This is a genomic window from Microbacterium gawkjiense, from assembly GCF_031932225.1.
Taxonomy (GTDB): domain Bacteria; phylum Actinomycetota; class Actinomycetes; order Actinomycetales; family Microbacteriaceae; genus Microbacterium; species Microbacterium gawkjiense.
Map to the genome: position 1 here is coordinate 1,280,360 of NZ_JAUZVV010000001.1, position 19,010 is coordinate 1,299,369.

Genomic DNA, 19,010 nt, shown 5'->3' on the forward strand with positions numbered 1-19,010 from the left:
TATGCTGCGCGTCCCCCACGCTCGCAGCGCCGTCGCAGTGATCGTCGCGATCGCGCTCGCCCTCACCCTTCCCGCCTCGCCCGCGTTCGCCGCCTCCGTCCCGCCCAAGGCCGGCCTCGTGAACTACGTCGGCGCCTCGACGACCTCGCTGACGGTCGACTGGGCCGACATCCCGGGAGCGACGAGCTACTACGTCTACGCCGGCACGAGCCACGCGCAGGTCACGCGGCCCGAGCACCCCGTCAACCAGAAGACCACGACCTCCAAGGCGACGGTCACGGGGTTGAAGCCCGGGGTCGCGTACTTCATCCAGGTGCGCGGGGTGTCGTCGGCGGGCATGGGTCCGCGCTCGTCGCCGGTCGCGCACGAGACGATCACCGCGCAGGCGACCCTGCCGGCGTCGTGGCCGAGCTATCACGCGGTGAGCTGGAACGTCTGCTCCAACGTCTGCTCGGGCATCGCCTCGCGCAAGACCGTCATCGACAAGCGCATCGCCGAGCTCGCCCCCGACATCGTCGCCCTGCAGGAGGCGTCGAAGTACACCGCCGCCCCCTCGGGCTACCGGTTGGCCTACAACGGGCAGAACGACATCCTGATCCGCAACGGCCGGTTCGCCCCCGTCGCCGCGAAGTCCGGCGGTGCGACCTCCGGCGCGACGCTCTTCCCCTCGACCTACGCGTCGGCCGGCAAGGGGATGTCGTGGGCCGCCGTGCGGCACAGTTCCGGTGCCTACCTGCTCGTCGTCAACACGCACCTCGTGGTCGGCACCTCGGCATCCGTCGTCCGTCAGCGCGAGTACGAGGCCGGCAAGCTCGCCGACGCTATCTCGGCGACCCTGACCAGGCTGAACAAGACGCATCGGTCGCTCACCGACTGGACGAAGGCGCCGGTGATCGTCCTGGGCGACTTCAACACGCACAAGTCCCGCACCGGCGACAAGACCATGGCGGTGCTCGAGCAGCGCGGCTGGCACGACGCGTACGACCAGGCGCGTGTGCTCAGCTTGCAGCACTACAACACCGCGAACCCGACCATGTCGCTCACCCCGTTCGTCAGCGTCACGTGGGGCGACCACGTCGACAAGGTGCTCGTGCGGCCGTCGCGGTCGGTCGTGTTCCGGTGGGCGAACGCGGGCAAGACGGCGGGCGGAAAGTGGATCGGACCGCTCGGGTCGGACCACCACCCGCTCTCGGTGCGCCTCGGTCTGCGCTGATCCGGGGGCGGGGCGCGCCGGGCTCCCAGCGGAGGAGTCCCCGGCCCCCGGCTAGAATCGAGGCCCGGCGCCCCCGCATCCCTGCGCCCCACCGGTGGGACCCACCACTCCCGCCATCGACGCACAGATTGGCCCGTACCCCGTGACCATGACGCCCCCGGACCATCCCGCTTCTGAACGCGGACCCCTCACCATCGTGATCGCGGCCGACACGTTCGCGCCCGACGTGAACGGCGGCGCACGCTTCACCGAACGCCTCGCCGCCGGGCTCGCCGAGCGCGGCCACCACGTGCACGTCGCGACGCCGAGCGTCGGGCACCGCAACCACGGCGTGTTCACCGAGGAGATCGAGGGGCAGAAGCTCACCGTCCACCGCCTGCCCGGCTGGCGGTACCGGCCCCACGACTGGCTGCGTTTCGTGCTGCCGTGGATGGGCAAGCACTACGCGCGGCAGATCCTCGACACGGTGGACGTCGACGTCGTGCACAGCCAGTCGCACATCGTCATCGGCCGTGCGCTGACACGCATCGCGAACCAGCGCGGCATCCCGGTCGTGGCGACGAACCACATCATGGCCGACAACATCCTCGACTTCACGCTGCTGCCGAAGTTCCTCTACGACATCTTCCTCAAGATCGCGTGGGCCGATGCGGAGCGCACCTTCAAGATGTCGCGCGCCGTGACGACCCCCACCCGCAGGGCGGCGGAGTTCCTCGAGAACACGATCGACATCCAGGGCGTCGTCCCGATCAGCTGCGGCATCCGCAAGAGCAACTACACACCGGACCTCGAGCCGCGTGAGAGGCGCCGGCGCGTCCTGTTCGTCGGACGCCTCACCACCGAGAAGCACGTCGAGGTCACTCTCGAGGCGATCGCGAAGCTGCCCGACCTCGACATCGAGTTCGAGATCGTCGGGGGCGGCGACCAGCGCAAGAACCTCGGACAGGTCACCCAGCGCCTCGGCCTCGAGGACCGGGTCACGTTCCGCGGCCGGGTCTCGGAGGAGGAGCTGCGGGCGGCCTACACGCGGGCGGACGTCTTCGTCATCGCCTCGGTCGCCGAGCTGCAGTCCATCGCCACGATGGAGGCCATGGCCTCGGGCCTGCCCGTCATCGCCGCGAACGCCGTCGCGCTGCCGCACCTCGTCCACGACGGCGAGAACGGCTACCTCTTCGAGCCCGGGAACGTCGACGAGCTCGCCGAGAAGATCCGCACCGTGCTCACCGCCGACCAGGCCGAGTACGCGCGCATGCAGCACGCGTCGCTCGACGGCGTCGTCATCCACGACATCGAGCGCACCCTCGACACGTTCGAGAAGCTGTACCGCGGCGAACCCCTCGACGCCTGACATGCGTCTGTTCTTCGACGCGCGCTACATCCGCACGGACTTCCACGACGGCATCAGTCGCTACTCGGCCGAGCTCGCGCAGGCGGTGGCGGATGCCGCATCCGCCCACCGCACCGAGGTCACCTTCCTCATCCACGACGAACGGCAGCGGGCGTTCCTGCCGAAGGGTGCGATCACCCTCACGATCCACTCGCCGACGTCGGCCAAGGAACCGTTCGCGTCGCTGCTGCTGAACCGGCACCGACCCGACGTGCTGTTCTCGCCGATGCAGACGATCGGGTCGGCGGGGCGGCGGTTCCGCCTGATCCTCACGCTGCACGACACGATCTACTACCGGCACCGCACACCGCCGCGCGCATTGCCCTGGTACGTCCGGCTCGGATGGCGGCTGTTCCACCTGTCGTACTGGCCGCAGCGCTGGACGCTCGACGCGGCCGACCTCGTCGCGACGGTGAGCGAGACGAGCGCGCGCCAGTTCGCCCGCGTGCGGCTGACGAAGCGGCCGGTCGTCGTGATCCCGAACGCCCCGCAGCGCCTCGCCGCGCTCCTGCCGGAGGGGGCGGCGGTCGGCACGGGGCCGGTGCGGAACCTCGTCTACATGGGCTCGTTCATGCCCTACAAGAACGTCGAGACGCTGGTGACGGCGATGCGTCAGCTGCCCGACCACACGCTGCACCTGCTCTCGCGCATCCCTCCGGAGCGTCGCGCCGAGCTGACCGCCCTCGCCGGCGGAGCCTCGGTCGTGTTCCACGACGGGGTGACGGATGCCGCCTACGCGGCGCTCCTCGCGGACGACGCCGCCCTCGTCACGACGAGCCTCGACGAAGGGTACGGGCTGCCGGTGGCCGAGGCGCTGGAGCTCGGCGTGCCCGCCGTCGTGACCGACATGGAGATCTTCCGCGAGGTCGCCGGCGACGGCGCGCTGTACGTCGACCCGCTCGACCCCGAAGCCGTCGTGAGCGCCGTGCGCTCGCTCGACGAGCCCGGCGTGCGCGAGCGGCTCGTCGCCGCGGGCACCGCCCACATCGGCGCGTTCGACTGGAAGCGGTCGGCGGAGATCCTGCTGTCGGCGGCGCGGAACCTCGTCAGGCGCTGATCAGATCGGGCCTCCGGCGTTGTGGCGACCGTCGACGTAGACTGCGGTCCCCTTCGCGAGGCGCGCCTGCGACTCGGCTTCCCGCCGCGCGGCCGCGCCCGGTCCCTCGGCGTCGACGACTGCGCGGTCGCGTCGTGAGCGACGCGCCGCCACGAACAGGCTCGTGGCGATGACGGCGGCGACAGCGACGGCGAATCCGATCTCCATGGTCGGAGCGTAACCGACCCGGGGTCAGTAGAGGGCGGAGCCGATCGTGGATGAGGCGAAGCTCAGCACGGTGCCGACGATCTGCGCGGCGGCGAGACCGATCGCGATCCCGCCCAGGAGGCGGTTGCCGAGGTTCCGTCGCGCGGCGAGGATGCCGAGGACGAGCGCGACGGCCGCGACCAGGCAGGTGAACAGCGCGAAGGCGGCGTTGACGACACCGGCGAGGGTGTAATTCGACGACGTGTAGAGCGAGATCGAGATCGCGGGCCACAGCCCGCCGAGGAGGATCGGCACAGCGCCGACGATGACGGCCGCGACGGCGAGGCCCCGAGCAGGCGCCGGCGGTGCCGTGCGGTAGGGCTGCTGCGGATAGGGCGGTTGCGACGGCGGGATGGGGACGCTCATGGGGTTCCTCTCGCGAGGCCCCGAGTCTAGGGGAGGCGGGGAGCGCGCGGGCAGGTCGGCTGGCGACGGTAGCCGTCGAGGGCGACGAGGCGGATTGCGCCGATGACGGCGGCCACGATGACGAACAGAAGGGCGATGAGGAGGAGTGCGGCGGTCATGGCAGAAACGCTATGATTGGCGGTATCCTGCCACGAGTGGCCGTGGAGACATCGGTCGCAGGAATTCTGCCAACGCCTGTCCCGGAGGTCCGTCGTGATCCGCACCGTCGCCTGCATCGTCCAGTCCGGGTTCGCTCCGTTCGAGTTCGGACTCGCGTGCGAGGCCTTCGGGCTCGACCGTAGCGACGACGGCATCCCGAACTTCGACTTCCGGATCGTGACGCCCGATCCCGGCGCCGTGCCGAGCAACCTGGCGTTCTCGATCAACGTCGATGAGGACCTGGCCTTCGCCGACGAGGCGGATGTCGTCGTCGTCACCCCGATCCCGCGCGAGGCCTGGGGCAACGTAGACGAGCGCGTGCTCGATGTCATCCGGCGCGCGGTCGACCGGGGTGCGTGGGTGCTCACGGTGTGCAGCGGGTCGTTCGCGGTCGCGGCCGCCGGCGTCCTGTCGGGGCGGCGCGCCACGACGCACTGGCGGTACGCCGACACGATGGCGAGCATGTACCCCGACATCGAGGTCGACCCGAACGTGCTCTACGTGCAGTCGGACCGCATCATCACGAGCGCGGGGACGGCGGCCGGGCTCGACGCGTGCCTGCACCTGCTGCGGATCGAGCTCGGCGCCGAGGCGGCGAACACGATCGCGCGGCGGATGGTCGTGCCGCCGCAGCGCGACGGCGGGCAGGCGCAGTTCATCGCGACGCCGTTGCCCGTGTCGGCGTCGCTGTCGCTGACCCCGGTGACCGATTGGATGCTCGAGAACCTGCGACTCGACCTGTCGGTCGACCAGTTGGCGGCCAAGGCGCACATGTCGCCGCGGACGTTCGCGCGCCGGTTCAAGGCCGACTACGGCACGACACCGGGTGCCTGGCTGGGGCGGCAGCGGATCCTGCACGCGCAGCGGCTGCTCGAGCAGACCGATCTCGGCCTCGATGCGATCGCCTACGAGTGCGGGTTCGGATCCGCAGCCGTGCTTCGGCAGAACTTCTCGCGGGTGCTCGGCACGACGCCGACGGCGTACCGCGCGCGGTTCGCCTGCGCGGACGATCTCGTCGGAGCCGGTGAGATGGCGTCGTGATAAACTTGAGTCACTCCGGCTCAAGTTTGGACCGACCCTTCAGGAGCAGATGATGAACGCACAAGCCGCCCCCGGGCAGGACGATCAGGGCAGCGCCCTCGAGCAGTTCGGCATCAACCTCACCGATCGCGCCCGGCAGGGCAAACTCGACCCCGTCATCGGTCGCGACGGCGAGATCCGCCGGGTCAGCCAGGTGCTCACGCGCCGCACGAAGAACAACCCCGTGCTCATCGGTGAGCCCGGCGTCGGCAAGACCGCCGTCGTCGAGGGGCTGGCGCAGCGCATCGTCGCGGGCGACGTCGCCGAGTCGCTGAAGGGCAAGGAGCTCATCGCGCTCGACATCTCGGCACTGGTCGCCGGCGCGATGTACCGCGGCCAGTTCGAGGAGCGGCTGAAGAGCGTCCTCAAGGAGATCACCGAGTCCGAGGGACGGGTCATCACCTTCATCGACGAGCTGCACACGCTGATGGGTGCCGGCGGCGGCGAGGGGTCGGTCGCGGCATCCAACATGCTCAAGCCCATGCTCGCCCGCGGCGAGCTGCGCCTGATCGGGGCGACGACGCTCGACGAGTACCGCGAGTTCATCGAGAAGGATGCCGCGCTGGAGCGCCGCTTCCAGCAGGTGTACGTCGGCGAGCCGAGCGTCGAGGACACGATCGCGATCCTCCGCGGGCTCAAGGAGCGGTACGAAGCGCACCACAAGGTCGCGATCTCGGACGGTGCGCTGGTGGCCGCCGCGGCGCTGTCGAACCGGTACATCCCGGCGCGACAGCTGCCCGACAAGGCGATCGACCTCATCGACGAGGCCGCGTCGCGGCTGCGCATGGAGATCGACTCGGCGCCGCTGGAGATCGACGAGCTGCGCCGGCACGCCGACCGGCTGAAGCTCGAGGAGCTCGCGCTGAAGAAGGAGAAGGACGACGCCTCGAAGGAGCGCCTCGCGGCGCTCCGCGACCAGCTCGTGAAGGTGCAGCAGGAGCTCGACGACCTGCAGGCGCGGTGGGAGCGCGAGCGCGCGTCGCTGAACGCCGTCGGCGACTACAAGACGCGGCTGGACGCGCTCCGCGTCGAGGCCGAGCGCGCACAGCGCGAGGGCGATCTCGAAAGGGCGTCACGGCTGCTCTACGCCGAGATCCCGGCCCTTGAGCGCAAGCTCGCCGAGGCGGAGTTGGCCGAGGGTGCCGTCGGTGACGGAGCCGAGCGGATGGTGGGCGACCGGGTGACCGAAGAGGACATCGCGGAGGTCATCGCGGCGTGGACCGGCATCCCGGTCGGAAAACTGTTGCAGAGCGAGAGCGCTCGACTGGTGCATCTGGAGTCCGAGCTCGGCAAGCGGCTGATCGGGCAGAAGGCGGCCGTGAAGACGGTGTCGGATGCCGTGCGTCGCTCCCGCGCCGGGATCAGCGACCCGAACCGGCCGACCGGCTCGTTCCTGTTCCTCGGGCCGACGGGTGTGGGCAAGACCGAGCTCGCGAAGGCGCTTGCGGAGTTCCTGTTCGACGACGAGCGGGCGATGGTGCGCATCGACATGAGCGAGTACGGCGAGAAGCACGCCGTCGCGCGGCTCGTCGGTGCCCCTCCCGGGTACGTCGGGTACGAGCAGGGCGGCCAGCTGACCGAGGCGGTGCGGCGCCGGCCGTATTCGGTGGTGCTGCTCGATGAGGTCGAGAAGGCGCACCCCGAGGTGTTCGACGTGCTGCTGCAGGTGCTCGACGACGGACGGTTGACCGACGGCCAGGGGCGGACGGTGGACTTCACGAACACGATCCTCGTGCTGACGAGCAACATCGGGTCGCCGGTGCTCATCGATCCGACGCTGGCGGACGAGACGAAGCGCGAGCAGGTGATGACGATGGTGCGGCAGGTGTTCCGCCCCGAGTTCCTGAACCGACTCGACGACGTCGTGATGTTCTCGCCGCTGAGCGAGTCCGATCTCGCGCAGATCGTCGAGCTCGCCGTGGATGCGTTGCAGCGCCGCCTGCGCGATCGTCGACTGACGCTTGCGGTGACGCCGGACGCCCGCGCCTGGCTCGCCGAACGCGGGTACGACCCGCTGTTCGGTGCGCGGCCGCTGCGGCGGCTGATCCAGTCGGAGATCCAGGACCGGCTCGCGATGGCGCTGCTGTCGGGCGGTGTGCACGACGGTGACGTGGTGCGCGTGGACGTCGCGGTCGACGGGTCGCAGCTGGTGCTCACGAGCAGCGGTCCAGCGCCGGCCGAACCGGGCGAGGATGACGTGATCGAGGCGGAGCTGCTCGACGGATGACCTCGCTCGGTGCCGGGGTGACGCTGCGAGAGCCGGCGGTGACGGATGCCGCGGCCCTCGCCGACGCGTACCGCCGGAACCGCGAGCGCCTCGCGCCGTGGGAGCCGGTGCGGGCGGAGTCGTTCTTCACCGAGGCGGGCCAGCGGGCCGAGCTCGAGGCGGTGCTGCGGGACCGCGATGCCGGGGTCGCTGCGCCGTTCGTGCTGGTGGCGGGGGAACGCCTCGTCGGTCGGGTGAACCTGTCGGGCATCGTCCGCGGCGCGTTCCAGAGCGCCAACCTCGGGTACTGGATCGACGGCGGGTTCGCGGGTCGCGGCGTCATGACCGCGGCGGTGGATGCCGTGGTGCGCGCCGCCGCCGAGGAGTGGGGCCTGCATCGGGTGCAGGCCGGCACGCTGCTGCACAACGCGGCGTCGCAGGCGGTGCTGCGGCGGTGCGGGTTCACCGAGATCGGCGTCGCGCCGGGGTACTTGAAGATCGCGGGGCGCTGGCAGGACCATCTGCTGTTCCAGCGGATCCTCGGGGGCTGAGGCGGTGGCGGGCTGAGGCGGTGGCGGGCTGAGGCGGTGGTCGGCTGAGGGCGGTGGCGGGCTGAAGGCTCAGAGCGGCGGCTAACGGGTGAGGGCGCTCCGACGCGCACCCCGTGCGCGGTGCGTCATCTGCGCTCGACGCACTCCAGGTGGGGGCGAGCGGCCAGGCGTGCGTCCGACCCTTCTGGAGGATGCGTGCAGCGCGGCGCGCAGGGCGCTCTCTTGTTTCAGAAGGGTGCGGGTCCCGCTGGAGCCCGCGGCGCGGGTGGAGGTGGTGCGGCAGGGGTGAAGGCGACGGCCGGGGTGGGGGCGTCTTCGCGGTAGGTCCTGCCGAGGGGTGAGGTCCATTCGAGGACGCCACCCTTCAGTTGTCGGACCCGCCAGGCGGTGAACTGCTTCATCGAGTGATGCCGCTGGCACAGGTGCGCCAGGTTGGTGAGTTCGGTTCGCCCGCCGAGCGCGTGATCGTGGGTGTGGTCGACTTCGCAGCGGATCGCAGCCGTGCGGCATCCGGGGAACCGACAATGCTGGTCTCTTGCTTGCAGGAACCTGCGCATCCCGGACGGCACCCGGTACGAGTCGGTCGCGACGGTGACACCGGTGGTCGGGTCGTGGAACAACCGCTCCCACACCCCGGTGCCGCCCGCGAGGGAGCGGGCCGTGGCGGGGTCGATGGGGGAGCGCCCGGCGAGGTCGCTCGGTCCGTCGTCCTCGCCCGTGAGGGTGGCGGCGGGGATGAGGATCTGCACGCGGGCGCGGATCGCGCCGAGCGGACCGGCGGTGGTGTCGCGGGTGTCGTCGAGGGCCGGGGTCCCCGCAAGAAGCAGGTCGGCGAACACGTCCGCGCGGACCTGATCGGTGGAGCGGTTGTCAGTGGCGACGATAGCGGCAGCGTCCTCGCTGTCGGCGTCGCCGTGGCCATCGCCGACCTCCGCGCGCGTCGCGGCAGCTTCCCCGAACGCGGCACCCGCTCCGTCATGCGCGGCGGCGCGCTCGTCGCGGGTGTCGATGATCGCGCGCGCCTGCTGCGTCAGCCGGTCGTGGATGCCCTCCGCAACCACCGTCGGCAACGTCGCGATCACGTCGGACATCCCGTCCCGTCCCGGCACGATCCGCACGCACCGCCCAGCAGCGGCCTCCTCGTGTCGTTCCGCGAACGAGCGCGGGTGCATCCGGTGTGCGAGGATCTCGAGCTCGCCTCGCACCCGGTTCGGGGTGTCCCGTTCGCACCGGGTGATCGCGACCTGTTCGAACTCGGACCACATCTCGGCCGGCAGACTCGTCCCGGTCTCGACGATCGCGATCGCGTGGCCCCGAACGATCCGCCCGTGCTCCCATGCCTCGACGGTCGCGGGAAACCCTTCGATCAACGTCCGCGCCTCACCGATCCGGCGTTGCACGGTCCGGTCGGTGACCCGCATGACCCCGCCGACCTCGGCCGCGATCGACCGCAACGCCATGTCGTGGACCTGGACCCGCGCGTTGCGTTGCGCGGTTTGGGCTTCGGCGAGACGGCCGGCGGCGGCCAGTGCACGCAGCTCCTCGATCTGCGCGGCGGCGATCCGCCGGGCCGCGGAGTCGACGTCCGCAACGACCCCCGCCAAGGTGGCGAGATAGTCCTCGCCACCGGGGGTTTCCGCCGCATCCGTCATACCTGCACTCTGCCACTGGCCACCGACATCCACCCCGGAAAAACGGGCCCGGAACACACGTTGTGCACACCCAAGGAATGAGAGTCCTCTCATCCTCGCGGCGGCGCGTCCTCCGTGACCGAAGTCAATGCGCCATGCCCCGCAGCTCGTGCGGTTGATTGTGGCATCCGCCCAACCGTGGGGGACGATCATCCTCTGAGCCCGCGCCTCGCGCTCCACTGCCGGAGGTCCGCCGCACAGACTCGGCGTGAAAGGATCGAGCATGCGAACCGCGCGGGCCCTGTGGGGCGCCACCCACCCCGGGCCGTCGCTCGTGGTGACCGCGCTCTCGCTGGCCCTCGGCCTCGCCGCCGGGCTCGAGCCGTGGCGCCTCGTCATCCTCGTCGTCGCGGTGTTCGCGGGGCAGGTGTCGGTCGGCCTGTCGAACGATGCGATCGACCTGTTCCGCGACGCCACGGTGGGCCGCTCCGACAAGCCGCTCGTCCGCGGCGACACCCGCGTGCGCACCGCGTGGATCGCGGCGTTCGCCTCGCTGGGCGTCGCGATCGTGCTCTCCGCCGTCCTCGGCTGGGGGATGCTGCTCGCCCACGTCGTCGCGCTCGTCTCGGCGTGGAGCTACAACGCCGGGCTCAAGGCGACCCCCGCGTCGCTCGCACCGTTCCTCGTGAGCTTCGGCATCTTCCCGTCGCTCGCCACCCTCTCGGCGCCCGACCCGCAGCCCGCCGCGCTCTGGGCGACCATCGCGGGAGCGGTACTCGGCGCCGCCGTGCACCTGACGAACGTCCTCCCCGATCTCGACGACGACCGCCGCACCGGGGTTCGCGGACTGCCGCATCGGCTCGGAGCCGCGGCATCCGTCGTCCTCGCCGTCGCCGGTATCGTCCTCGCCGCGGTCGCGGTGCTCGTGGGCAGCCTCGCCGAGGGCGCACCGGCGGCCGCGATGATCCCGTTCGCCGTCGTCGTCGCCATCATCGCGGGTGCGGTGCTGCTCCGGATGCGGCGCCGCGGCCCGGACCGCACGGGGTTCCGGCTCGTGATGGCCGCCGCGCTGGTCCTCGCCGCGCAGCTCGTGGTGGGCTCGAGCCTGTCCTGACCCCGGGGCGGGCGGTTCCAGGGACGCGACGTGTCGCCGGGAGGTCGATCGGGCGACGGGATGCGTCCCTGGAGCGGCGGATGCAGACGGGTCGCGGCCCGGCCCGACGCTTCCGGGGACCCAACGTGTCGCGAAGCGGCGGCGCGGGCGGCAGGACGCGTCCCTCGAACCGCGAGCGCCGACGAGCCGCGCCCCGCCCGACGCTCCGGGGACCCGAGATGTCGCGCGGGGGCTGCTCACCCGACGACTCGCGTCCCCGGAACCGCGCCGCGGCCGACCCCTCAGCGGCTCGCGCGATCGAGGCCCATCGCGTAGGCGTGCGGGACGAGCCCGCCGGTCGCGGCGAGCACCGAACCCAGCACGCGCGAGCGCAGCGCGTGCACAGCGCCCGAGACGGGTCGGCCGAGCGCCATGTTGACCGCGGCGAGGCGGCCGGCGACCCGTGCGGAGCGCACGCGGTCACGCTCCCACTCCGCGAGGTCGGCCTCGGGCGCCGACCCCGACCGGATCCATGCGGCGAGCAGGGGAGCGAGGGTCGCGGCATCCAACAGTCCGAGGTTCATGCCCTGGCCGCCGATCGGACTGACCTCGTGCGCCGCGTCGCCGATCACGAACACGCGGTCCCGACGCATCGCGGGCGCGAGCACCCGCCGCACCCCGAACTCCGTCGCCTCGGTCACCGCCTCGGCAGCCTCCGCCTCGCCCCGCTCGCGCATAGCCCGGCGCAACCGATCCGCCCGCGACGCGGCACTCCCACCGGCGTCCCACGCGACGAAGCGACGCCGTCCGCCGGGCAGCGGGAACGACTCGAGCACGCCGCCGGGGGCCAGGTGCACCACGGCGGTCTCGGCGTCGGCGCGGGGCGGCACGGCGGCATCCGTCATCAGATACCGATCGGCGTATGCAGTCCGCCGCAGCGCCTCCGGACGGTAGACGAGGTTGCGCGCACCGACCCCGCCCGCGACCACCACGATCGGCGCGGCCCGGTCTCCGCGGTCGGTCTCGACCCACATTCGGGCGCCGTCGGGGGCGACCCGCGCTACCGTCGTGCCCCGCTCGGGCTCGGGTCCGTCGCCCCGCAGCGCGCGTTCGGTTTCGACCTGGGGCAGGGTCGCGACGTACGGATGCCGCACATCCAGGCGCCCGAAGTCGACCGCCCCGATCGCCCGTCCGTCGCTGCGCGCCTCGCCCCGGCGCACCCGCACGGCGCTGCTCAACAGGCGCTCGGTCGCCCCGCCGGCCTCCAGCGCCGCGAGGACGGGAGCGTGCACCCCGATGGCGCGCGAACCGCCGCCCGCCGCCTCGCGCCGCTCGACGATCGCGACCTCGACGCCGAACCGCGTCAGCTCGGCCGCCAGCAGCGTGCCGACGGGACCCGCCCCGACGACGAGGACCTCAGCCATCGCCGTCCGCCACCGCGAGCAGCCGGAACGGCGCCGGCGACGCGACGCGCCACGGCGCCCCGAGCGCCGCGGCGAGCTCGTCCGCGCGATAGCTCCGCCGGATCGAGCGCAGTCCGTCGGTCCGCAGGAACGTCCCCCGCTCCAGCGCCGTGATGCCTATGCCGTAGAGCGCATACGCCAGTGCGCTGCGCTCGATGTCGGCGTGCAGCACCGCCCCGGTCGCGAGCGCGCGCGTGTCGGCGGCGAAGGCAGTGAGCTCCGCATCGCTCAGATGGTGCAGCACGTGGTTCGACAGCACCAGGTCGAACCGCTCGCCGGCCGCGCGGAGACCGGCGGCATCCGTCGCGGCGAACGATACCCGCGCGCTCCCGCGCTGCCGCGCCACCTCGAGCGCCCGCGGGTCGGGGTCGATCCCGAGCCACTGCACGTCGAGCCCGTCGCGCTCGGCCCAGGCCGCGAGACGCGCGAGCACGTCGCCGCCGCCGCTGCCCACGTCGAGCACCCGCGCCGGACGACCCAGCCGCAGCAGCCGGGGACGGATGCCGCGCCGCCAGACCCGGCCCCACCCGCCGATCGCGCGGTTCACGAGGTCGAACCTCCGCAGCGTCTCGGCCAGCATCGCCGGGTCGCAGTCCGGATCGTCCATCAGCTCGCGGAGAGCGGTGTCGCGCACGGCGAGGTTCACGCGGCCCCCGTCCGGAACGTCAGCCGCGCGGCTTCGAGGGTGAGCCCGGGCCCGAAGGCGAGCGTCGCCACCCGGTCGCCGTCGTCGAGGCCCGCGGCCAGGAGCGCGCCGAGGATGAAGAGGATTGTCGCGCTCGACATGTTGCCGTAGTCGCGCAGCACGTCGCGCGACACCGTCAGGGCGTCGGCGGGCAGCTCGAGCCCGGCCTCGACCCGGTCGAGCACGCTGCGCCCGCCGGGGTGCACCGCCCACGTGTCGACGCCGTCGTCGCCGAGGAACGTCTCGACCGCGCCGCGGATCTCGCGCCCGATGATGCGCGGCACCTCGGCCGACAGCACCATCTCGAAGCCGGTGTCACCGATCGTCCAGGCCATGTCCTTCTCGCCCTCGTCCGTGAGCACCGTTGCGAAGCGGTCGAGCTCGAACGACGCCCCCGTCGCGCGCGACGGGTCTGCGCTCACGACCGCCGCCGCCGCGCCGTCGGCGAACACGGACGCCGCGACGATCTCGTCGTGGTCGGCCGGCGTCCGCACGTGCAACGAGCACAGCTCGGCGCAGACGACGAGGACCACGGCGGTCGGGTCGGCCGCGCACGTCTGGGCCGCCGTCCGCAGCGCCGGCACCGCCGCCGCGCACCCCATGAACCCGAGGTGCGCGCGGGCGACCGTGGTCGGCAGCTCCAGGTCGCGCACGAGGCGGTAGTCGGGACCGGGCGCGAACATGCCCGTGCACGAGACCGTGACGACGTGGGTCACCTCGGCCGCGGTGACGGATGCCGCGGCGAGCGCCTTCCGCGCCGCCTCGGCGAACAGCGGGGGTGCGAGCCGGATGTAGGCGTCGTTGCGGGCGCCGGTGGAGGGGGCGAGCAACGAACCGGCGTCGGTGACCGTCGGCATCCGCTCGTCACCGGCGGGTGCGGAGGCCGCGGCCGCGGCGGCCAGGTCGTCGAGCACGGTGTGCCGGGTCTCGATCGCCGAGGCGTCGAACGCGGCGCCGATGAGCCGCCGCGTGAGCCGGTCGGCACCCGGCTGCCCCGCGAACAGATCGCGCACCTGATCCTGTCGGAGACGGGCCTCGGGCACGGCGGTGCCGATGGACAGGATGCGGGTGGTCATGCCTCACCGTAACCGGCGCGCGATCGGTCGAGGCTGCGGGTTGACCATGACCCGGTCGTGTGTGAACCCGCGAAGGCTCACCTGCTGCCGACCCACACCTCCACGCCCGCCCCCGTGAGGGTGAAGTTCAGGGCGGTGCCGAGCGGGTACGCGGCGCGCGCCGCGTCGGGGCTCTGCTCGCTGACGACCGCCGTCACCGCGACGGGGAACGGTGCCGAGCCGCACACTGACAAGCTGTCGTCGGCGGCTTCGGCGGGGCTCACGACGCTGAGGCACTCGACGTCGGGACGGTCGACGTTGCTGGCCGTGAACGCGAACACCGAGTAGCCGCGGAAGTCGCTGTATCTCCGTCCGGCCGACGAGTCCTCGGGCGCACTGCCGCCGTCGATGACGGCGAGGGTCGCGACGCGCTCCGCGCCGGGGTAGCGCGGGGTGTCCTCGGGGACCGCCCGAGTGATCGCGACGGTCGCCGTCACGAGTACGGCCGCGGCGACGACGGCGCCGGCCGCGACGCGCCACCCCGGCGCACGCCGGCGGGGTCGATCCTGGGGCGGCGCCTCCGCGGCGGCGCGCTCGGAAGCGGCGGGCGCAGTGGGCGCGACGGGCGCGACCTCTTCCCCAGCCCGCGTGTCATCGCCCGCGGGCGCATCCCGCCGCGCGGCGCGGGTCTCGAGCTCCCGCAGGCGCGCCAGGGCGGCGGCATCCCCTGCGATGTCGGGGGTGCGCCCGTAGGCGCGCTCGCGCAGTCGGGCGAGCTCGGCGGCCTCGTCGTCGTCCATCGGGATCACTCAACCAACACATCGACGGGATGCGGGCCGAATCGGCATTCGCCGCGCCGGATCAGTCGTCGACGAGCAGCGAGTCGGCGACCGGACGCCGCTCCCGCGGGGCGTTCTCGCGCGCCTGCAGTTCCTCGGATGCCGCGTCGAGGTCGCCCACCGGTCCGACGGCCATGACGGTCAGGGCACGCTGCGTGTCGGTGAGGCCGAACGATTCGGCGATCCGGTCGGCGTGGAAGCCGCCCATCTGGTGCGTCCCGAGGTCGTTCGCATGCGCCTGCACGGTGAAGTGCGCCGCGGCCTGGCCGACGTCGTACGCGGCCCAGCGCAGGGCCTTGCCGTCCTGCTCGGTCGTCGCGACGAACACGACGAGCGCGGCCGCGTCGGCCGCCCACGAGCGGTTGAACCCCATCAGGCTGTCGACGACGGCGGCGTGGGATGCCGACCCCCGCCGCGCGACGATGAACCGCCATGGCTGCGTGTTCGACGCCGACGGTGACCAGCGCGCCGCCTCGAGGGCGGACCGCAGGGCCTGCTCGTCGATCGCTGCGGACGCATCGAAGATGCGGGTGCTCCAGCGCTCGCTGAGCACGTCGAGGAGGGGGGCGTCGGTCGTGGCGGTGCGGTTCGGCATCCGTCCATTCCATCACCGCCTCCCTGGGTGCGGGGTCGATGCGTCAGGACGTCGGCCAGTCGGCCGGGCCCGCCGTGCCCGCGGCGTACTCGTCCATCGGCACGCGGCCGTCCCGCCACGCGTCGACGACCGGCTGCACGATGTGCCAGCAGTCGACGGCGGCGTCCCCGCGCACCGAGAGCATGGCGTCGCCGTCGAGGATGCCCGAGAGGACCTCGGCGTACGCCTTCAGCGACCCCTCGCCCAGGTGGGCCTCGAGGGTCGCGCGCTCGAGCTCGAGCGGGTCGGCCTCTCCGTTGACGTTCAGTCCGAGCGAGATCGAGTCGGGCCCGAGCGAGAAGCTGAGGACGGTGGGGCCGGGGTCGCCCGTGAAGCCGCGCGGCAGGTGCCGCACCGGGTGGAAGCGCACCTCGACCTTCGCCTCGGCGTGCCCCAGGCCCTTGCCCGAGCGCAGCGTGATCGGCACGCCCTGCCAGCGGGCGTTGCGCACCTCGACGGTCATCTCCGCGAGGGTCTCGGTGCCGCGCGCCGGGTCGACGCCCGGCTCGTCGACGTACGACGGGAACTCGCGTCCGTCCACGGTGCCCGCCGTGTACCGCGCCCGTCGCGACGAGGCGACGGGGTCGTCGCCCCAGACGGCCGTCGCGCGGAGTGCCGCGCCCGTCGCGTCGCGGAGGTCGCGCTCGTCGAGGGATGCCGGGGGTTCCATCGTCACGAACGCCATCACCTGCAGCAGGTGGCTCTGGATCATGTCGGTCAGCGCGCCGGCCTTGTCGTAGTAGCCCGCACGGCCTTCGAGACCCAGCGGCTCGTCGAACTGCACGAGGATCGACGCGATGTGGTCGGCCGACCACGCCGGTTCGATGAGCCGGTTCGCGAAGCGCACCCCGAGCAGGTTGAGGACCGTCGAGCGGCCGAGGAAGTGGTCGACGCGGAAGACATGGCTCTCGGGGACGAGGTCGGCGAGGGTCGCGTTGAGGCGTTCGGCGCTGGCGGCATCCGACCCGAAGGGCTTCTCGAGCGCGAGGATCGTGCCGTCCGGGATCGTGACCGACCGCAGGGCCTCGCACGCCTTCGCGGCGACGGCGGGCGGCACGGCGAAGTAGAGCGCGGGGCGGCCCTCGGCGGCATCCAGCAGCGTCTGCAGCTGACCCGGGTCGGTGATGTCGGCCTGCGTGTAGGTCGTGTCGGAGAGCCGGTCGAAGGCGGACTCCGCATCGGTCGTCGCGAACGCCTTCCGGACCGTCTCGCGCCAGGCGTCGTCGGTCCACTCGTCGACGCCGGCGCCCGCGAGGCGCACGTTGCGGTCGGGCTCGCGCGCGAGCAGCTGCCCGAGCGCGGGCAGGAGCAGGCGCGAGGTGAGGTCGCCGGAGGCGCCGAGGATGAGCAGGGTCGTGTCGGCCGTCATGCGCGTCACCCTAGCCCCGCGGTGCGCGCGAACCGGAGTCGGGTGCCGTCTCTTGCCCCGACCGTGCGCGAGGGCGACAATGACGACGATGCCTGCCCCGATCGAGTCCTACGCCCTGCTCAGCAACTGTCGGACGGCGGCCCTGGTTTCGGATGCCGGCAGCATCGACTGGCTCTGCCTCCCCCGCTACGACGCGGCGTCGATCTTCGGTGCGCTGCTCGGCGACGAGGAGCACGGCCGGTGGAGCCTGCGGCCCGCCGATCCCGAGGCCACCGCCGCGCGGCGCTACGACGGCGACACGTTCGTGCTCGTCACGCGCTGGACGACGTCCACCGGCGTCGCCGACGTCATCGAGTTCCTGCCGATCGACGAGGACGTCGTCGTGCGGCGGGTGGTCGGCGTCGAGGGGACGGTCGCCTTCGAGAGCGAGTTGCGCCTGCGGTTCGACTACGCGCGGGCGCTGCCGTGGGTGCGGCAGATCGGCGACGACGACGCGGCGGCCGTGCTGCTCGCGATCGCGGGGCCCGACGCCGTCGTGGTCCGCGGTCCGCGGCTGCGCCCGGACGGGACGACCCACCGCGGATCGTTCACGGCCCGGCCGGGGACGACGGTCGACTCGGTGCTCGCGTGGGACCGGTCGTACCACCCGCATCCGGTCGCGTGCGACGTCGACACCGCGCTCGACGCGACCCGCCGGTGGTGGACCGAGTGGGCGTCCCGCGTCGAAGGGCATGGACGCTGGGCCGACCATGTGATGCGGTCGATGCTCGTGCTGCGCGCCCTCACCCACCCCGACACGGGCGGCATCGTCGCGGCGGCGACGACGTCCCTCCCCGAGGACCCGGGCGGGTCGCGCAACTGGGACTACCGCTTCGTGTGGCTGCGCGACGCCGCGCTCACACTCGAGGCCTACCTCGCCCACGGCTACACGGCCGCGGCCGAGCGTTGGCGCGGATGGTTGCTGCGGGCGGTCGCCGGCGACCCGGCCGACGTGCAGATCATGTACGGCCTCGGCGGTGAGCGCGACCTGCCCGAGCGCGAGCTGACGAGCCTGCCGGGGTACCGGGGCTCGGCGCCGGTGCGGATCGGCAACGGCGCGGTCGACCAGTACCAGGGCGACGTGATCGGCGAGGTGCTCGTCGCCCTCGAGGCGGCGCGCCTGGCGGGAGTCGCCGAGACGCCGTCGTCGTGGTCGCTGCAGCGTGCGCTGCTGGCGCAGGTCGTCGAGTGGGTCGACCGCCCCGACCACGGCATCTGGGAGATGCGCGGCGACCTGCACCACTTCACCCACTCGCGCGCCATGGTGTGGGCCGCGCTCGACCGCGGCGTCCGCGCGGTGCGCGAGCACGGACTCGAGGGCGACGCCGACGTCTGGGAGCGACTGCGCGACCGCGTGCGCGCCGAGATCGATGCGACCGGAGTGGATGCCGCGGGCGGCCACTTCACGCAGCACGACACCACCGACGAGGTCGACGCCTCGCTGCTGCTCCTGCCGCTCGTCGGGTTCTGCGCGGCCGACGACCCGCGGATGCTCGCCACCGTCGCCCGCATCGAGCGCGACCTCCTGCGCGACGGCTTCGTCATGCGGTACCGTACCGCCGCCGGCACCGACGGACTGCCCGGCGACGAGCATCCCTTCCTCGCCTGCTCGTTCTGGCTCGTCGAGCAGTACGCGGCGACCGGCCGCATCGACGACGCGACGCGCCTCATGGACCGCCTCTGCGCCGTCGCCAACGGCGTCGGCCTGCTCTCGGAGGAGTACGACCCCGCCACCGGACACCACATCGGCAACACCCCGCAGGCGCTCTCGCATCTCGCCCTCGTCGGCGCGGCCGACGCGCTCGCCGGCCACGTCGGCCGCGCGGCGCACCGGACGTAGCCGCTCCGTCAAGGGACTGCGGGGGAGTGGATGCCGGGGGTAGCGTCGTAGACGGGAC

18 protein-coding genes are annotated in these 19,010 nt (G+C 72.5%); 8 read left to right on the forward strand and 10 right to left on the reverse strand.

Annotated features, from left to right (window positions below; translation table 11 throughout):
* Window position 1 precedes the first annotated feature (1 nt).
* The 3 genes from Q9S71_RS06250 (at window position 2) to Q9S71_RS06260 (ending at window position 3,657) form a co-directional block, all read left to right on the forward strand.
* The gene (locus Q9S71_RS06250) at window positions 2-1,213 is read left to right on the forward strand and encodes an endonuclease/exonuclease/phosphatase family protein (RefSeq protein WP_311861202.1); all 1,212 of its coding nucleotides are present in this window, start codon (window positions 2-4) and stop codon (window positions 1,211-1,213) included.
* A gap of 148 nt (window positions 1,214-1,361) precedes the next feature.
* Window positions 1,362-2,561, forward strand: coding sequence for a glycosyltransferase (locus Q9S71_RS06255; RefSeq protein ID WP_311861203.1), 1,200 nt, complete (start codon window positions 1,362-1,364; stop codon window positions 2,559-2,561).
* Window position 2,562: 1 nt separating this feature from the next.
* On the forward strand, window positions 2,563-3,657 hold the full coding sequence (locus Q9S71_RS06260) for a glycosyltransferase (protein WP_311861205.1): 1,095 nt from the start codon (window positions 2,563-2,565) through the stop codon (window positions 3,655-3,657).
* Here the strand turns inward: Q9S71_RS06260 and Q9S71_RS06265 are convergent, their stop codons facing one another.
* From Q9S71_RS06265 to Q9S71_RS06275, 3 genes are read right to left on the reverse strand one after another with little or no spacing between them, the layout of a single operon-like run.
* The gene (locus tag Q9S71_RS06265) at window positions 3,658-3,864 is read right to left on the reverse strand and encodes a hypothetical protein (RefSeq protein ID WP_253035686.1); all 207 of its coding nucleotides are present in this window, start codon (window positions 3,862-3,864) and stop codon (window positions 3,658-3,660) included.
* Between the two features lie 24 nt (window positions 3,865-3,888).
* Window positions 3,889-4,269, reverse strand: coding sequence for a hypothetical protein (locus Q9S71_RS06270; RefSeq protein ID WP_311861208.1), 381 nt, complete (start codon window positions 4,267-4,269; stop codon window positions 3,889-3,891).
* 26 nt (window positions 4,270-4,295) lie between these two features.
* Window positions 4,296-4,427: a hypothetical protein gene (locus Q9S71_RS06275; protein WP_311861210.1), complete on the reverse strand. Its 132-nt coding sequence runs from the start codon at window positions 4,425-4,427 to the stop codon at window positions 4,296-4,298.
* A gap of 97 nt (window positions 4,428-4,524) precedes the next feature.
* Here Q9S71_RS06275 and Q9S71_RS06280 point away from each other — a divergent pair, with 97 nt between their 5' ends.
* From Q9S71_RS06280 to Q9S71_RS06290, 3 genes are read left to right on the forward strand one after another with little or no spacing between them, the layout of a single operon-like run.
* Window positions 4,525-5,508 carry a GlxA family transcriptional regulator gene (locus Q9S71_RS06280; protein ID WP_311861710.1) on the forward strand — a complete coding sequence of 328 codons (984 nt, stop codon included), beginning with the start codon at window positions 4,525-4,527 and terminating at the stop codon, window positions 5,506-5,508.
* Window positions 5,509-5,560: 52 nt separating this feature from the next.
* Window positions 5,561-7,774 (forward strand): ATP-dependent Clp protease ATP-binding subunit, encoded by a 2,214-nt coding sequence (locus Q9S71_RS06285; RefSeq protein ID WP_311861211.1) that lies wholly within the window; start codon window positions 5,561-5,563, stop codon window positions 7,772-7,774.
* Window positions 7,771-8,304, forward strand: a complete 534-nt coding sequence (locus Q9S71_RS06290; RefSeq protein WP_311861213.1) for a GNAT family N-acetyltransferase — start codon at window positions 7,771-7,773, stop codon at window positions 8,302-8,304. The genes Q9S71_RS06285 and Q9S71_RS06290 overlap by 4 nt, the downstream gene beginning before the upstream one ends.
* A 227-nt stretch (window positions 8,305-8,531) precedes the next feature.
* Here the strand turns inward: Q9S71_RS06290 and Q9S71_RS06295 are convergent, their stop codons facing one another.
* Complete coding sequence (locus tag Q9S71_RS06295; RefSeq protein WP_311861214.1) at window positions 8,532-9,956, reverse strand: HNH endonuclease signature motif containing protein; 1,425 nt, start codon at window positions 9,954-9,956, stop codon at window positions 8,532-8,534.
* A 262-nt stretch (window positions 9,957-10,218) separates the two neighbouring features.
* Between Q9S71_RS06295 and Q9S71_RS06300 the strand changes: the two genes are divergently transcribed.
* Window positions 10,219-11,049 (forward strand): UbiA family prenyltransferase, encoded by an 831-nt coding sequence (locus Q9S71_RS06300; protein WP_311861215.1) that lies wholly within the window; start codon window positions 10,219-10,221, stop codon window positions 11,047-11,049.
* Window positions 11,050-11,330: 281 nt separating this feature from the next.
* Here Q9S71_RS06300 and Q9S71_RS06305 read toward each other — a convergent pair whose 3' ends face one another.
* The 6 genes from Q9S71_RS06305 to Q9S71_RS06330 all read right to left on the reverse strand — a co-directional run bounded on the left by Q9S71_RS06305 (window position 11,331) and on the right by Q9S71_RS06330 (window position 17,073).
* Window positions 11,331-12,452 carry an FAD-dependent oxidoreductase gene (locus Q9S71_RS06305; protein WP_311861217.1) on the reverse strand — a complete coding sequence of 374 codons (1,122 nt, stop codon included), beginning with the start codon at window positions 12,450-12,452 and terminating at the stop codon, window positions 11,331-11,333.
* Window positions 12,445-13,137 (reverse strand): methyltransferase domain-containing protein, encoded by a 693-nt coding sequence (locus Q9S71_RS06310; RefSeq protein ID WP_311861220.1) that lies wholly within the window; start codon window positions 13,135-13,137, stop codon window positions 12,445-12,447. Before Q9S71_RS06310 ends, Q9S71_RS06305 begins: the two co-directional genes overlap by 8 nt.
* Window positions 13,134-14,252, reverse strand: coding sequence for a type III polyketide synthase (locus tag Q9S71_RS06315; protein ID WP_311861222.1), 1,119 nt, complete (start codon window positions 14,250-14,252; stop codon window positions 13,134-13,136). Before Q9S71_RS06315 ends, Q9S71_RS06310 begins: the two co-directional genes overlap by 4 nt.
* A gap of 77 nt (window positions 14,253-14,329) precedes the next feature.
* Entirely contained in the window at window positions 14,330-15,031 is a 702-nt protein-coding gene (locus tag Q9S71_RS06320) for a hypothetical protein (RefSeq protein WP_311861224.1), read from the reverse strand.
* Window positions 15,032-15,092: 61 nt separating this feature from the next.
* Window positions 15,093-15,665, reverse strand: coding sequence for a nitroreductase family protein (locus Q9S71_RS06325; protein WP_311861226.1), 573 nt, complete (start codon window positions 15,663-15,665; stop codon window positions 15,093-15,095).
* A 43-nt stretch (window positions 15,666-15,708) separates the two neighbouring features.
* A complete protein-coding gene (locus tag Q9S71_RS06330) occupies window positions 15,709-17,073 on the reverse strand; it encodes a glucose-6-phosphate dehydrogenase (RefSeq protein WP_311861228.1) in 1,365 nt (454 codons plus the stop codon).
* A gap of 79 nt (window positions 17,074-17,152) precedes the next feature.
* Between Q9S71_RS06330 and Q9S71_RS06335 the strand changes: the two genes are divergently transcribed.
* A complete protein-coding gene (locus tag Q9S71_RS06335) occupies window positions 17,153-18,952 on the forward strand; it encodes a glycoside hydrolase family 15 protein (RefSeq protein ID WP_311861229.1) in 1,800 nt (599 codons plus the stop codon).
* The last annotated feature ends 58 nt before the right edge of the window (window positions 18,953-19,010 follow it).

Bases quoted from the DNA above. Each gene is read 5' to 3' on its own strand.
- Q9S71_RS06270 (WP_311861208.1), bottom strand. From the start codon at position 4,269: ATGAGCGTCCCCATCCCGCCGTCGCAACCGCCCTATCCGCAGCAGCCC.
- Q9S71_RS06305 (WP_311861217.1), bottom strand. From the start codon at position 12,452: ATGGCTGAGGTCCTCGTCGTCGGGGCGGGTCCCGTCGGCACGCTGCTG.
- Q9S71_RS06315 (WP_311861222.1), bottom strand. From the start codon at position 14,252: ATGACCACCCGCATCCTGTCCATCGGCACCGCCGTGCCCGAGGCCCGT.
- Q9S71_RS06255 (WP_311861203.1), top strand. From the start codon at position 1,362: ATGACGCCCCCGGACCATCCCGCTTCTGAACGCGGACCCCTCACCATC.
- Q9S71_RS06320 (WP_311861224.1), bottom strand. From the start codon at position 15,031: ATGGACGACGACGAGGCCGCCGAGCTCGCCCGACTGCGCGAGCGCGCC.
- Q9S71_RS06335 (WP_311861229.1), top strand. From the start codon at position 17,153: ATGACGACGATGCCTGCCCCGATCGAGTCCTACGCCCTGCTCAGCAAC.
- Q9S71_RS06260 (WP_311861205.1), top strand. From the start codon at position 2,563: ATGCGTCTGTTCTTCGACGCGCGCTACATCCGCACGGACTTCCACGAC.
- Q9S71_RS06325 (WP_311861226.1), bottom strand. From the start codon at position 15,665: ATGCCGAACCGCACCGCCACGACCGACGCCCCCCTCCTCGACGTGCTC.
- Q9S71_RS06290 (WP_311861213.1), top strand. From the start codon at position 7,771: ATGACCTCGCTCGGTGCCGGGGTGACGCTGCGAGAGCCGGCGGTGACG.
- Q9S71_RS06285 (WP_311861211.1), top strand. From the start codon at position 5,561: ATGAACGCACAAGCCGCCCCCGGGCAGGACGATCAGGGCAGCGCCCTC.
- Q9S71_RS06265 (WP_253035686.1), bottom strand. From the start codon at position 3,864: ATGGAGATCGGATTCGCCGTCGCTGTCGCCGCCGTCATCGCCACGAGC.
- Q9S71_RS06300 (WP_311861215.1), top strand. From the start codon at position 10,219: ATGCGAACCGCGCGGGCCCTGTGGGGCGCCACCCACCCCGGGCCGTCG.
- Q9S71_RS06330 (WP_311861228.1), bottom strand. From the start codon at position 17,073: ATGACGGCCGACACGACCCTGCTCATCCTCGGCGCCTCCGGCGACCTC.
- Q9S71_RS06250 (WP_311861202.1), top strand. From the start codon at position 2: ATGCTGCGCGTCCCCCACGCTCGCAGCGCCGTCGCAGTGATCGTCGCG.
- Q9S71_RS06275 (WP_311861210.1), bottom strand. From the start codon at position 4,427: ATGACCGCCGCACTCCTCCTCATCGCCCTTCTGTTCGTCATCGTGGCC.
- Q9S71_RS06295 (WP_311861214.1), bottom strand. From the start codon at position 9,956: ATGACGGATGCGGCGGAAACCCCCGGTGGCGAGGACTATCTCGCCACC.